The sequence below is a fragment of the Methanosarcina sp. 2.H.T.1A.6 genome, from assembly GCF_000979455.1.
Taxonomy (GTDB): domain Archaea; phylum Halobacteriota; class Methanosarcinia; order Methanosarcinales; family Methanosarcinaceae; genus Methanosarcina.
On sequence record NZ_JJOY01000049.1, the window covers coordinates 145,782 to 159,986 of the forward strand.

12 protein-coding genes are annotated in these 14,205 nt (G+C 41.3%); 6 read left to right on the plus strand and 6 right to left on the minus strand.

The window, feature by feature from the left end:
- Positions 1-297 precede the first annotated feature (297 nt).
- A complete protein-coding gene (dinB, locus tag EO98_RS15465; protein WP_048142177.1) occupies positions 298-1,395 on the minus strand; it encodes a DNA polymerase IV in 1,098 nt (365 codons plus the stop codon).
- A gap of 267 nt (positions 1,396-1,662) precedes the next feature.
- Between dinB and EO98_RS15470 the strand changes: the two genes are divergently transcribed.
- Both EO98_RS15470 and cbiQ read left to right on the plus strand, forming a co-directional pair.
- A complete protein-coding gene (locus EO98_RS15470; protein WP_048142180.1) occupies positions 1,663-2,646 on the plus strand; it encodes an energy-coupling factor ABC transporter ATP-binding protein in 984 nt (327 codons plus the stop codon).
- A gap of 36 nt (positions 2,647-2,682) precedes the next feature.
- On the plus strand, positions 2,683-3,489 hold the full coding sequence (gene cbiQ, locus EO98_RS15475; RefSeq protein WP_048142183.1) for a cobalt ECF transporter T component CbiQ: 807 nt from the start codon (positions 2,683-2,685) through the stop codon (positions 3,487-3,489).
- 74 nt (positions 3,490-3,563) lie between these two features.
- Here cbiQ and EO98_RS15480 read toward each other — a convergent pair whose 3' ends face one another.
- From EO98_RS15480 to EO98_RS15490, 3 genes are all read right to left on the minus strand, one after another.
- Positions 3,564-4,385 (minus strand): nicotianamine synthase family protein, encoded by an 822-nt coding sequence (locus EO98_RS15480; RefSeq protein WP_048142185.1) that lies wholly within the window; start codon positions 4,383-4,385, stop codon positions 3,564-3,566.
- Positions 4,378-5,250, minus strand: coding sequence for a nicotianamine synthase family protein (locus EO98_RS15485; RefSeq protein ID WP_048142187.1), 873 nt, complete (start codon positions 5,248-5,250; stop codon positions 4,378-4,380). The genes EO98_RS15480 and EO98_RS15485 overlap by 8 nt, the downstream gene beginning before the upstream one ends.
- A gap of 303 nt (positions 5,251-5,553) precedes the next feature.
- Positions 5,554-6,159: a class I SAM-dependent methyltransferase gene (locus EO98_RS15490; protein ID WP_235283774.1), complete on the minus strand. Its 606-nt coding sequence runs from the start codon at positions 6,157-6,159 to the stop codon at positions 5,554-5,556.
- Positions 6,160-6,972: 813 nt separating this feature from the next.
- On the opposite strand from EO98_RS15490, the gene cbiM reads away from it, so the two are divergent.
- Positions 6,973-7,638, plus strand: coding sequence for a cobalt transporter CbiM (cbiM, locus tag EO98_RS15495; protein WP_048142190.1), 666 nt, complete (start codon positions 6,973-6,975; stop codon positions 7,636-7,638).
- On the plus strand, positions 7,635-7,940 hold the full coding sequence (locus EO98_RS15500) for a PDGLE domain-containing protein (protein ID WP_048142191.1): 306 nt from the start codon (positions 7,635-7,637) through the stop codon (positions 7,938-7,940). Before cbiM ends, EO98_RS15500 begins: the two co-directional genes overlap by 4 nt.
- Positions 7,941-8,095: 155 nt before the next feature.
- Here the strand turns inward: EO98_RS15500 and nth are convergent, their stop codons facing one another.
- Positions 8,096-8,800, minus strand: coding sequence for an endonuclease III (gene nth / locus EO98_RS15505; RefSeq protein ID WP_048142192.1), 705 nt, complete (start codon positions 8,798-8,800; stop codon positions 8,096-8,098).
- Positions 8,801-9,205: 405 nt separating this feature from the next.
- Here nth and purH point away from each other — a divergent pair, with 405 nt between their 5' ends.
- Together purH and EO98_RS15515 are read left to right on the plus strand one after the other, a co-directional pair.
- On the plus strand, positions 9,206-10,822 hold the full coding sequence (gene purH, locus EO98_RS15510) for a bifunctional phosphoribosylaminoimidazolecarboxamide formyltransferase/IMP cyclohydrolase (protein WP_048142193.1): 1,617 nt from the start codon (positions 9,206-9,208) through the stop codon (positions 10,820-10,822).
- A gap of 745 nt (positions 10,823-11,567) precedes the next feature.
- A complete protein-coding gene (locus EO98_RS15515) occupies positions 11,568-12,353 on the plus strand; it encodes a winged helix-turn-helix domain-containing protein (RefSeq protein ID WP_048142194.1) in 786 nt (261 codons plus the stop codon).
- A gap of 345 nt (positions 12,354-12,698) precedes the next feature.
- Here EO98_RS15515 and EO98_RS15520 read toward each other — a convergent pair whose 3' ends face one another.
- Positions 12,699-13,622 (minus strand): UbiA family prenyltransferase, encoded by a 924-nt coding sequence (locus EO98_RS15520; protein ID WP_048142195.1) that lies wholly within the window; start codon positions 13,620-13,622, stop codon positions 12,699-12,701.
- Between the last annotated feature and the right edge of the window lie 583 nt (positions 13,623-14,205).

The following is a 14,205-nucleotide window of genomic DNA, read 5'->3' on the forward strand; positions in this document are numbered from 1 at the left end:
TTTGATAAATTTTATGAAAAAATTCTCTCCCGGGTTAACAATAAAGTGGTAATCACAATAAAATAATTCCAACTAAGGCAATGGTCATTTATATACTGGTGATGTATATAAATTATGTAGGTAGCTAGAATCCTGTACATCTATAATAGAGTAAACATAACTTTCATAGAGTAAACATAACTCTCGTAGAGTAAACATAAATCTCCTAACCTGTATAAACGACCAGGCAAACATAAAATCTAAACATACACAAACAGTAAGGTAGACATACTCCCAAACACCTGCACAACACAGGAGTCAATAATCAAAAAGGCTTTTCTGACCCTTTCTTTTCTGGAGCCCTTCTACTTTTATCCCCACGCGCCGGAGTTCAGTCCTGTTTTCCGAAAGGAACCCGCCCAGGATTTCCCGGGATACTTCAAGAAGTATTTCCTTTGAAGAGACCGCATGGTTGAGTGTGTGGCTCCGGGTGTACATCCTGAAATTTGAGTTTATGACCGTGACGGTTACAACCCTGAAGGAGAGTTCCCTTGAGTCCAGTTTTTCAATAACGTCTCCTGCTAGCCTATCCAGCAGCGGAAATATCAGTTCCGGGTCCAGAGTATCCTCTGGCAGGGTTGCAATCCTCCCGATCTGCTCTGAGCCGTCCCTTTCCTTAAGGGGGGAATCATCAATTCCTGCAGCAGCTTGTTTAAGCCACGTACCCCGGGATTTTCCAAAGGTGGAAATAAGTTTGATAACATCATACTCTGCAAGGTCCTTTACTGTAACTATGCCCATTTCCTGCAATTTTCTTGCAGTTATATCTCCGATTCCCCAGAGTTTGGACACCTTCAGTGGCCAGAGAAAAGCTTCCAGATCTTGCGGACTCGCGACCGTAATTCCATCAGGTTTTTTTGCGGAGGAAGCCATCTTGGCAATAAGCTTATTTGGTCCGATTCCTATAGAGCAGGTCAGGTTCTCCTTTTCTTTGATTTCCTTTTTAATCTGCATCCCGATCTCAAAAGCAAGGTTAAAGTCTCCCCCCGTCCTGTCGGTAATATCAAGGAAAGCCTCATCAATACTTATCTGTTCAAAGGAATCCCCGTTTTCTCCGGGGTCTGCATAGTTGCGGAGAATTTCCATGATCCTGTCTGAAACTGAAGTGTAAAACTCCTTCCTGACAGGCAGGAAAACGGCTTCAGGATTGAGTTTCTTAGCCCTTGAACAGGGCATCCCTGATCGGACTCCAAACTCTCGTGCAATGTAATTACATGTGCTTACAGATCCGCTGAGTTCGCTTCGCCCGGAGAGCATGCAGACTACAACTGCTTTTACGCGGAGTTCCGGCTTTTCCCGCTCCTCAATGGCTGCATAAAAATAGTCCATGTCTATGTGAAGAATGACCCGCTGCATTACAATAAAAGATGCGGGGAAGATTTGTATAATTATCTCTCAATCTTTGGGACCGGAAATATGACAATGGAGCACAAACTTAGAAAAAATCACAAAAATAAAGCACAAGCAACAAAATGAAATCAGGACTAATTTACATAAAATCGAAAAAATATAAAATAAAAACCATAACACATAAAATAGATAACTTCATTTGATGTAACACGATTTTTGAAAAAATTATTTTTCAGCAGTTAAACACGATCTTCATACAGGACGTTTTCAAGTATGAGTATATCGAATCTCCCACACATCTCAGAAGAATCAACATCTATTCCGAAAGAAATCGCAGGCAGGAGGAATCTTAATACAGGGGTCAGCTTTGAAAAAGCAGACCGGGCCTCTGAAAGAAGCGGTATTCCTATCCTTGAAGTCAAAGACCTCTGCCATAGATACCCTCACCTTGATTCAAACGCCCTGGATAATATCAACCTGAAAGTATTCAAAGGGGAAAGGGTTGCAGTGCTTGGGGCTAATGGGGCAGGAAAATCAACTCTTTTTAAGCACCTCAATGGGATCCTTCGTCCTCTTTCCGGAGAAGTTCTGGTAAAAGGAGAAACTGTTACTAAAAAAAATGTCCGTATGTGCAGGGAGGCAGTGGGGATAGTTTTTCAGGACCCTGATGACCAGGTGCTTGCTCCAAGTGTTGAAGAAGATATAGCTTTTGGGCCGATCAATATGGGCCTGTCCAGAGAAGAGGTCGAAACCAGAGTTAAAGAAGCCCTTGAAATGGTGGGCCTTACAGGTTTTGAAGATAGAGCGCCGCACCATCTGAGCGGAGGGCAGAAGAAACTTGTGGCAATTGCAGGCATCCTTGCCATGCGTCCGGAAGTTATTGTGCTTGACGAACCCACAGCAGGGCTTGACCCTTTGAGTTCAGCTCGCATCCTGGAACTCATCATGAAAATGAACCGGGAGCTTGGAATTACCCTGCTTCTTTCAACCCATGATGTGGATGTTGTCCCTTATTTTGCTGAAAGGGTTTTTGTCCTCCATCACGGGAGACTTGAGGCTGACGGAAGTCCGGAGGGGATATTCAATGACCCCGAACTCCTGAAGAAAGCTCACCTTAGACTTCCGAGAGTAGCTGAAGTATTCGAAATGCTCCGGCAAGAAGGACTCGATGTAAACATACAGATTACAGCCGAAGCGGCCAGAGATGAAATACTGCGGCTCATAAACTCTGGACAGCAAAACTCGGGGAATGAGTGAAAGCCGGAAAGAAGGCTCCTTACAGGAGATTATATTATGGTAACTCTCACGGATATCGAACGCGAATCCTATAAAAACAGTCCCATACACAGGCTTGACCCCCGGGTCAAATTACTCTTTGCGCTCGCGATAATCATTTATGTAGTTAGCCTGCCCCGGATTCACGAAAAAAACATGATTCACCTTTTTGCCATAGAAGTTTATTTGCTGCTTCTTGTGCTTGTTTCCGGGCTGGATTTAAGATATTTTTTCCTTCGCATTGTTGCGATTTTACCTTTCGGACTCGGAATTGCCCTTATCCAGCCTTTCCTGAGACCTTCCTTCATTGAAAATTATACTCTTTACCCATTTGACCTGCCTTTAGGGCTAAGTATAACATACGAGGGACTTGCTTTTGGGAGTACATTGCTTGCGAAATTTCTGGTCTGTATAACAGCCATCGTCCTGCTATCTTCCACTACACGGCTGAGAGACATGGTTTCAGCAGCAGATCGGATGGGCATTCCAAGGGAATTTACTTTGCTCCTGAGCATGATGGTGCGTTATCTCTTTCTGTTCTGGGCCGTCCTCAAAAGGATAAGAATCGCACAGCAGACTAGGCTCTTTGATATCTGGAACAAAGATGTACCGAGGAGATGGGCCATCGAGCAGGTAGGTAACAGTATGAGCGCAATTTTCATACGCTCCTACGAGCAGGGAGAAAGGACCTATATCAGTATGCTTTGCAGAGGCTATGGAAGAGGGTATGAAAAAGCATATTATCGGACAAAAATAAGGATTCCGGATATCTTTTTTTTGCTCCTGAGCGCATGTTGCATATTATATATCCATCTTTATATCTGAAAGATCTGCTGCCTGAAAAGAGGCTAGAGTTGTATCGTTTTTGAAACTCTTTTTCTGCAGATCTCCAGAGGTTTTCATCTTTTTTTCAGAAATACAACCGTATTATTAACTGGAGGTTCCGGCTGAACCCTGAGATATTCTTCAAATCCTGAAGGCAGCTCGAAGAGGGAACTATCGTCCAGAACTCTCCGAAGACCCTTTTCGTAGAGGCGGTAGGAGACTTTGCTCCCCTCTGGAATGACTTTTGCAAGGTGTTCGAATACCTCATTTTTGGGTTCAGCCTGGGCAGCGATCATGTAAAGGTTGCAGCTGATTTTAAGGGGCAGGATGAAGTGGTTTCCTTCTATTATCTTGATGCGTTCGGAAAGACCGAGGCGGGCAATTACCTCTCGGGAGAGGTTTGCCCTTTTTCCATCCTGCTCAATTCCTATTCCGGAAAGGCCGTATTCGCTGCAGAGCACTATTAGACTCAGGGGGAGAGGGCCGCTGCCAAGAAAAAGAACACAGTCTTTGGGTTCCAGGCAGGAACCTGTATATTCGGTCCTGGCAAGTTGCAGGTAGTTCGGGTAAAATGTAAAATTCCGGAGAGTTTTCCACGGATTAGGGCTCTCAAGAAGGCTTTTTGCTTTTTCAATCTCAAGTTTCAGGTTATATAAAAACCGAAATCGAGATATCGCATCCATCAGATCATCAAAATCCGGGCTTTTAAGGATTGCATCAGTAGACTTTTCATTTACATTTAGGGCTGCAAGTTCATCCAGCCTTATAAATATGGAATGCAGTTCTTCAGAGGAGCTTTCCAGAATCTCTTTCTCTCCAAGATCATTTACCATAACCGAAATCTGCCAAAGTTCGGCAATTAAGGGTGCGGCATCGATTTTCGGGATGTTATTCACACTCCATGAAGACCAGGGTGTTGTTTACCTTGCCAGAAGGGTAGATTTCAGTTATTTTTCGAAAACCAGTGGTCTGGTCCGGTTGGACTGGCCAGTAGAGCAACTGCCTCATTCCGCTATAGTTACGGTAGCACACCGAGGTTGGATTTTCAGGTTCTGACTTTCGATTTTTTATAATCGAGTGGAGGTTCCTAAAGATACGCTGTTTGGGTTCAGCGAGCCCTGCTACAAGCACAGAGTCCCAGTCGAGTTCTGCAAGTGTATTTTCATCTCCCTCGACAATACTGATTTCTTTTTCGAGGCCAAAGTGCTTTACACAACTTTTTGCCAGTACCACTGCGTTGGGATCCTTATCTACGCCGATGCAGCGGATGCCGTATAGTTTACTCAAAATTAGCAGGGTAACAGGAAGGGGGCCGCAGCCTATAAAAGCTAGCACTTCAATTTTGGGGGAATTCTGGACATGGGTTTTAATCATATCTTCGTATCTGGAATACAGGGGAAAAGACTTCAGCATTTCCCAGGGTTCTTTGCAGTCCAGAATTTTTCGTGCAAGATGGGTCTCGTGCAGGCTGAAAAAATGGGTGTAACTGGTGTAGACAGCAGGAAGTAAGGATCTGATCAACGGGTCCCTGAGTAAGGCCTGACAGAGATCTTCAGCAACATCCCGATGCCCAAGTTCATCCAGTTCGGAGAAGATTTCATAAAGGTCGGGAAGATTCGCCTCTGCCTTTGTACTTAAATCCAGATCTTTAATATTGCTGTAAAAATGCAATATGTGAGACCTTATGTCGTATAATTGAGGCTCATATTCCTGAAATTGGAATGGAAAATTCCTGTCTTCAGCACTCAGTAAGCTGTTCATGAGATTAGATCCCTCGTTATTTCTCTTCAATGAATTACAAAAAATATTATATGTATCTGTTTTATAGGCAGTTTTTGAGATTCACATATAAAGTTTTCTATAATTTTCGACAAGTAAGTATGATAAATAGTTTTATTGTATTATGTATAAAATATGAGGAAAACTGTAAGAAATCTTAATAAAATCTATTAATATAATATGAAAATAAAAAAAAAGAGATTGTTAATGGGGTGACAATAAAAATGTTGGGGCATTTTAGGGAAATTTTTGACTAAAAAATGCCGGGGCCAGAGAGGCTTAACCTCACGTTTTCTGCCCTGATATCAAAAAAATGGAGTTATCCCCCAGAAGCCTCTGCGAGAATGAGTACCTATTTTTTTGAAACTCCTGAACCTCCCGGAGAGGATTGATTGTAGTGTTCACAAATCCGGTTTCTGAAAAGAGAAGGGAAGCATTTTCCGGACTCATTTTCTCATAGAGGGGAAGGGAATTCCTTATTGGACCGTAACAGTCCTTGAAAATAAGATTGTACTGGTTCTTTTTTGCAAACCTTGCAGCAAACTCGGAAAGCATTCTTTTGATACATTTGTCTGGTCGGGGATCAAACCAGTTGCCATCGATGGCAAAAATCATGCCTTCCGGTTTAAGGACTCTTTTCCATTCGCGAATCGCACAGGAAGGTTCCGGGAGGGTCCAGAGCAGGTATTTACTCACAACCAGGTCGAAATGACCGTCCTCAAAAGGCAGATTTTCTGCATCTCCATGGAATAAATCAATTTCAAGACCCATGTTATCTGAATTACTCCTCGCTTTCTCTAACATGCCTGCGGAAATATCTATGCCTGTTACCTCATGCCCCATCTCGGCAAAAAGGAGTGCGAGAAAACCAGTACCTGTCCCCACATCCAATACTTTTAAACGCTTGCCGGAAACCAGGGAATTTTCAAATATTTGTTTCCAGACAGTGCGTTCTTCTTCATCAAAGCCATTTACCCCATTTTTGTAAGTGGAAGACCTGAAATTCCAGTAATTGGCAATAACTTTCTTGCAGTCTATAAATACTCCTCCATATAATACAAATCTGGCAATATACTAATGTACTTTTTTTTCACAACAATTATTACTAAAGATTTAAATCTGATGAGTATATATTACTTAATACCTTAAAAAAGCTATCCTGCAAGAATCAAAATATGTTGAAAATGGGGGCTATGTAAAATTAACACCAACTTTTCTTCTGCGAATATATATTCGACTTGGTGAGTGATATGGGGGTATTTAATTTGATTAAAAAATAAAAACGCAGGTATTGAAGATGACTTCCATATATAATTATCGAAAAAAATAATACCAAAATGTATATATGTAATACTGAATTATCTAAGATATACGGAAAATCTTTAAAGAATTTATTCCAAAATGAATAACGGCAACAGTAATAATAGATTAATAAACTGATATTTATTCACATTAAATAATTCTACAAATTTTGTTTTATGGGATTTTTATCCTCATCTGAAAAATATTCTTAAAAATATTTTTTGGATGTACGCCGTGAACAAGGAGGAGCCTTTGTAATCTCTTCTGAGTTTTTGATCTATTACGGTCACAAGATACTGAAAACAAATCTAAATTTTGATGATTCCTGAATATTTTATAAAGTCTCTCAAAAGTCTCAAACGGATAAATTAAAATCTAAAATATAGAAAGAGGAAATGAAAAATGCATATACCTGATTCATTTATACCTTTAGGCCAGGCAGTTATTTACTGGGTTATTGCTCTTCCTTTCATTATAATGTCAATGAGATGGGCACGAAAAGAGCTTGACGAGATGAAAGTACCGATTCTCGCTGCCCTTGCAGCAGGAATCTTTGCTATCCAGGCAATGAATATCCCTATAGGAATGGGGACTAGCGGACACATGGTAGGAGCAGCCCTTGTGGCAATTGTTTTCGGAAGCCCCTGGGCAGGAGTTCTCGTACTAACGCTTGTGCTGCTCGTGCAGGGTTTTGCCTTTGGTGACGGTGGGATCACCACAATGGGTGCAAACATCCTGAATATGGGCGTTGTTTCCGGGTTTGTAGGGTATTATACTTATGCTGCCCTTCGCAAGAGTGTGGGCACAAGTATCGCAGCCTTCGGGGGCGCCTGGCTCGGGCTCTTTATCTCGGCAATGGTCTGTGCTGTTCAGATGTGGCTTGCGGGCACCTTCCCCCTGGTTCCGGGACTTATGGCAATGGGTACCTATCACCTGATAATTGGTTTTATTGGTGAGGGACTGATCACTGCAGTTGTAATCACCGCGATTGCAAAATCCCGCCCTGATCTCCTTGAGGATAGTTTCACTGTCAAATCGGATACGTCTAAGAAGGAGGTTCACGCATGAGCGGAAACTCTAACCTGAAATTCTTTTATGCTGGAATTGCAATTGCGCTTTTGCTTTCGGTTCTGGCCCCCTTCCTCGCATCTCCAGATCCCGATGGGCTTGAAAGTGCAGCAGGTGGCGTTATTGAGGAATCAAAGATGTCTCAACTTGAAGAAATGGAACCTGCAGTAAGTTCTCCAATGCCTGACTATTCAATTGAAGGTATGGGAAAAAGTGGAGAAGTTATGGCGATTGCCATAGGGACTATAGCAGTACTGGCAATCAGTTTCGGGTTTGGAAAAGTGTTCAATAGAAAAGCCTGAGCAAAAAATCGTTATCCTTTTTGAAAAGCCGCCCTTCTTTCGGGGAGAGGCGGTTTTCATTGTAGTTTTTCATAAGTCCTGTATTTCAGCAGGCTTCTTTCCATATTCTCTTCAATCAATATATTTTTGTGTCCCATGAACAAAACTTCCACTGGTTACTCATCAATAAATATTATACTGGAAGGACACAGCTCTTTTACAACACAAACATGGCATCTGGGTTTTCTTGCCTGGCACACTTTCCTCCCGTGATAAATAAAGGTCATGGAAATTGAATCAAGATCTTCTTTTCGGGCAAGTGATATAAGGTCCTGTTCAATTTTTACCGGGTCTGAGTGCCTGGTAAAGCCCAGCCTCCCTGATACTCTTTTTACGTGGGTATCGACGGCAATCCCTTCTATTACCCCAAAAGCCCTGGCAAGCACTATATTTGCGGTTTTTCTTCCAACACCGGGAAGGGTTACCAGTTCTTCCATGGTCTCCGGGACTTCTCCACCGTAGCGTTCGACAATCAATTGCGCAGTAGCTTTGATATTTTTTGCTTTGTTTTTGTAAAATCCTGTAGAATAAATGTCAATTTCAAGTTCCCTTATGTCTGCGCTGGCATAGTCTTCGGCAGTTCTGTATTTTTTGAACAATTTTTCAGTTACCCTGTTAATCTGGACATCCGTTGACTGAGCAGAGAGCACGGTTGCTATAAGAAGTTCCAGCGGGTTGCTGTAGTTAAGAGAAGGTTTTGCATCCGGGTACTCTTCCTTTAAATGCGCCCATATCCGGTCAAAATTATGTCTGTTGTCAGGAATATCATATTCCTGCAAGGGCTCATTAGGTGTCAATTTCTTCGGTTTTTTCTCCGGCATCAAAGAACTCCATTACCGTGTTTATTTTCCCGGCCTTAACCACAAGAACAGGTTTCTTAAAGGCATCTGGATCTCTTTTTATTTGACCTTTTCCGGGTCATGACTCTGTACCCCTATCCCCCTATACCACTTATTCTTTCTATTTCCAGGCAATAAGAATTTCATCTGAACTTTTCCTGAAAGAAGTTCCTGATGGTAGAGGGGCAGAAAAGATAGTTCCAAAATACCAACAACTTAAAGAACTAGAACCTCAAGAGATTCATGATTAAATGTTAACCGAAATGTTGTATTTGAGGAATTAAACTCTGATTTTTTTCAATAAAAAAAGTTTCTTATTAATAAAATAATATGTAAACCATAAGTTTTATAGCTAATAATTTTTAAACCAAATATATTGGTGATTTTTTGGTAAAAAGGGCATTGCTCAGCGTTTCAGACAAGACAGGAATTACGGAATTTGCACGCGGGCTTGAAGCACTCGGCGTGAAGATCATCTCAACAGGCGGAACTGCGAAAATTCTTCGTGATTCCGGTATCGAGGTTACTGATGTCGCGGAAGTCACAGGCTATCCGGAGATGATGGGGGGAAGAGTCAAAACTCTCCATCCGAGAATTCATGGTGGGCTCTTATGCCTGCGGGACAGCAAAGAACAGATGGCGGAGGCCGCAAAAGAAGACATTTCCCTCCTCGATCTGGTGGCCGTAAACCTGTACCCCTTTGAAGTAACGGTTTCCAAAGAGGGTGTGGAACTTGAAGAAGCCATCGAAAACATAGACATCGGGGGTCCTACCCTTCTCCGCTCGGCAGCCAAGAACTATCGCTCGGTAACGGTGATATCTGACCCTTCGGACTACGGGCATGTCCTTACGGAACTGCGTTCAAGCGGAATTATCTCCGATAAAACCCGTGCTGATCTTGCGGTTAAAGCTTTCAGGCATACGGCTGATTATGATGCAGCCATTGATACTTACCTGAGCAGGACCCTGCTTGGAGAAGATGTACTGCGCCTGAAATATACCAATGGCGTAAAACTTCGCTATGGGGAGAACTGGCATCAGGAAGCCTCTTTTTATAAAGACCCTAAAATTGAGGGTCCGAGTCTGGCAAAAGCTGTCCAGCTGCACGGGAAAGAACTTTCCTACAACAACTATGTAGACGCCGACAATGCTCTTCAGACGGTCAAAGAACTGGGAAACACTTCTCCTGCTGTGGTAATTGTTAAACACAATAACCCATGCGGACTTGCTACTGGAGGTACACTCTTGCAGGCTCTGCAGGCTGCCTGGGACGGAGACCCGATTTCGGCTTACGGAAGTATAATCTGTACAAACGAGATTTTTGATCTTGAAGCTGCAACTTTTCTGAATGGGAAATTCGTAGAAATCATCCTCGCTCCTGACTTCAAGCCTGATGCCCTGGAATACCTGAAAAATAAAAGTGAAAATCTGAGGCTCCTGAAACTTCCGGAACTCAGAGAGGTTTTCGGGACTGAATACACCTATAAATATGTAATCGGGGGTATGCTTAAGCAGAGCCGTGATATAGGGATCTACGAAAAATGGGAGTATGTTACTGAAATCCCCTATCCTGAGGACAAACGTGCCCTCTCGGAGTTCTGCCTTAAAGCCTGCAAAGCTACAAAATCCAATGCTGTGACCCTTGCTCACGAATATGAACCTGGATACTTCATGGCACTGGGTATGGGAGCAGGGCAGCCTAACAGGGTGGACTCGATCCGCAAACTGGCAGCTACAAAGGCAGTTGAAAATCTAAAGGTGATCTATGAACGTGAGCAGCCTGCTGCACCCTTCGAAGAGTACTGCCAGAAGATTATGTTAGAATGTGTAATGGCATCAGACGCTTTCTTCCCCTTTGATGATAGCGTAGTCTATGCAGCAGAAAATAACATCCGCTATATTGTTTCCCCCGGCGGGTCGATCAGGGACAATGAGGTTATTGCTACTGCAAACCGACTTGGAGTTTCCCTGGTCTTTACAGGCATGCGGCATTTCCTTCATTGAAAAATCAGTACAGACAAAGAAAAACTCAAGGTATACACTTGAGCTCAATGTAAAAACTCGAGTACCCTGCATTTAAGGGCAGGGTACATTCTCATTTTAAGCTTATTTTTCAGAACCGCAGTTTAAGCTTATTTTTCAGAACAGCATGGTTTGAAAGATAATAGCTTTGCCGAAGTTGAAGCTTTTGTCTATTCTTACTTAAGTGTGCTTTATATGAGGGTTTAATTAACCAATTACTTTATTAATTAATTAATACATTTGCGTACGCATTTACTTCACTGCTGGATCTGCGTACTTTCATTAATAATTCCTCGAAAGGCTACATCAAATATCAATTTTTTATCCATGATTTTCAGCCCGCTGGCTGAATATGTAGCTTTAATCCGTATATTCGTAGAATCATTTTATATCATTATCACACGAATATTTTTTGTAAAGTATTAAATATTTCCCAACTGGATATCTTACGTTTTCGAAAGACCGGTACATATAACCTCTAAATACCATAAAAAATTATTAAGAATCAAGTCTACTCTTGAAAAAGATAATATATCTTGAATTCGTATACCATTCTAGCAATATTATATCACCCTGATATAACTGCCACCTTAATTCAATATAAAAGATGATAAAAATTAAAAAAATCAAATTACCTTCGTTTCAAATCAAAGTCGGAGAACTTATTTTTCCATAATAACTCTCCAATTTCTCTAAATACATTATAAAAAATCACGGGCTGATATGTGTGAAATCAACTGGACTTTTAAGCATCCTAACCTTTTCTGAAAAACGAAAAGATATTTTATTTTTACTTCAGGCGAGCCCAAAAACCCTTTCGGAGATCAGGGACTACTTCGATGTAAAATCACCGGAGATTCTACCTCGCCTGAAGGAAATGGAAACCGCGAATTTAATTGTCAGACAGGAAGGACTGTATCAGCTGACTTCTCTGGGGAAAGTTGCAGCTATATATTACAAACCTTTCCTTGACACTCTGACAGCTATAGAAGCAAACGAAGACTTCTGGAGAGAACATGATCTTATAGCAGTTCCTGATATGTTGCTAAATAGAATTCAAGAGCTAAAGGAGTGCAGAGTTATAAAGGACGAACATGAACATATTTATGATTCCCATAAGGGGTTCATGGAAAATGTCCTGACTTCCGGTCGTTTTATGGGGTTTGCATCCATTTTTCTTCCCAGCTTTCCATCGATGTTTCTTGAGATGGCCCGCAGGAACATCCCGATCTCCATAATTGTTACACCAAATGTCTTTTTTAAAATAAAAAGCGAGCATAACGCTGAAATTGAAGAGTTTCTTAAGTACAAACACACAAGTTTCCATGTCTACGACAGCGCAAAGGTAGCTTTTGTCGTAACAGACAGGTTTATGTCGCTCTCACTGTTTTTCAAAAATGGAACCTTTGACCCGAGAAGTGACCTTGTGGGTTTTGACTCTTTATCACTTAAATGGGGAGAAGACCTTTTTAAACATTACAAAGAGAGTGCAGTCGAGATAAAGAGTCTGTAAACTGAAAGGTTGTAATGTCCTGAGGTAACAGATCTTCCGATAGTCTAAAAGGAAAATGCTGAAAAACAGAATTGGAAGTATGGCTGAAGACGCTCGATCTTCAGTCTAACCTGTTTAAAGCCTATTTAAACAGGCTTTCGACAGATCTCTTTTACTAATACTTTTTGTAAAAGTTTTAATATTACATCAGGCTCCAGATGTATTCTCAGATCAAGTCTCAGATCAAGTTTCAGATCAAGTCTCAGATCGAGTATCAGATCAAGTCTCAGATCGAGTATCAGATCAAGTCTCAGATCGAGTCTTTTATCATAGTTTTTTTATTAAAATCTTTTGTACAGTCAGGTCTTATGCAATCAGAGCGCTTGCAATCATCCTGAGTCCAAGAATCGAAGTTGATTCTCCGTCCACAAGAAAAGTCCTTTCAAGTTTTCTGGAAGAAAGTTTCTCATCCTCAGAATTTGTAAAGTTCTGGATGCATATCAGTCCGCAAATGAAACTGTAGAGAATTATAAGGGGTTCGAAAGCAAGGACTCCATGGATAAGGGCAATCCCGAGTGCTAGGTGGGAGAGAAGGTGCATGGCAGTAAGAAGATTGCGGGTTTTCTGTGTTCCGAGGCTCACGGGAAGGGTCTTGATACCTGCAAGAGTGTCTCCTTTAATGTCCTTGAAATCATAGATGGCAGAGTTAATAAAGAGTTTGACTCCGAAGAAAATAAAAACCAGAACAATAGGAACCAGATTTCCACACCCACTGCCTGCAAGTCCTGCAATAAAAATACCCCATGTAAGCCCCACAACAATATTCTTAATTCCAAGTCCTCCTTTGAGTTTCAAAGCGAACTTGCCGATTTTTATGCCTTTACTGTAAAGATAGCCAGTTATGAAGGGTATGAACGCAAGTGTAAGAATTCCTTCTTTTGCCAGTATATAAGTTCCTATAATAAAAGCCAGTAGTGAAACCGCGAGTCCAACTTTTTTATTCGAGCCATTCAGTTCCTTCCGGTTTACAGTGTCTTCCTCGGCTCCCAAAGCTCTGTCAAGTGTGTATACAGTATAAATTATTAGACCACCTGCAATACAGGTTAGTATACTTGATTGAATGTGAAGTAGTAAAAATGCGAGGTGTATTCGTAGTGCACCAGAGAATGCAACTAAAATCGAACTTTTGAGAAGTTCGGCAGTGGCATTTTCCTTTCTACATTCATGGTTATTCGTTCTACAGTGCTTGAAAATCTGTCTTAAACTTCCAGAAAATTCATTGGAGCTCATGAAACTAATACAGTTTGACTTTTAAATATAATTATTTCACTATAATATAGAAAGACCCGTATAATGGATAATTCATTAAACAATTTGTATCTCATTGAACTAACTATTGTGTGGATAAACTATCAATTATATTTATACAGATAAATTATCCTATCAGAACTTTTTAAAAAAAGCAACGGGATACGTTGTTCTAAAAACTTGAACGCGCAAAAAAACGTGTAATTCTACAGGATCAACCCCGTACTCTGAGTATCGACGGCAAATTTAGAACGAATATTTTTTCTTCGTGAAAACAAAAATGACCCAAAATGAGTTTGTCACCGGGTTGACAACTTTCCTAACGACAACATACATAATTTTTGTGAAACATCATATCCTGAGTAGCACGGGAATGGATTTCGGGATCTTTATGGTTGCGCTTTGTATCTCATCTCTTTGAGCAAGCGTCAGAGTTCGGGAAAAAATACAGGCAAAAATATACAAAAACACAAGCAAAAGAGGGCATGATAACTTTGCCCTCCCTTTTTTTATGGAGGGCAAAAAGACCTTGTCTAAACCTTATATGTGGAAGTTTTCACGGAGG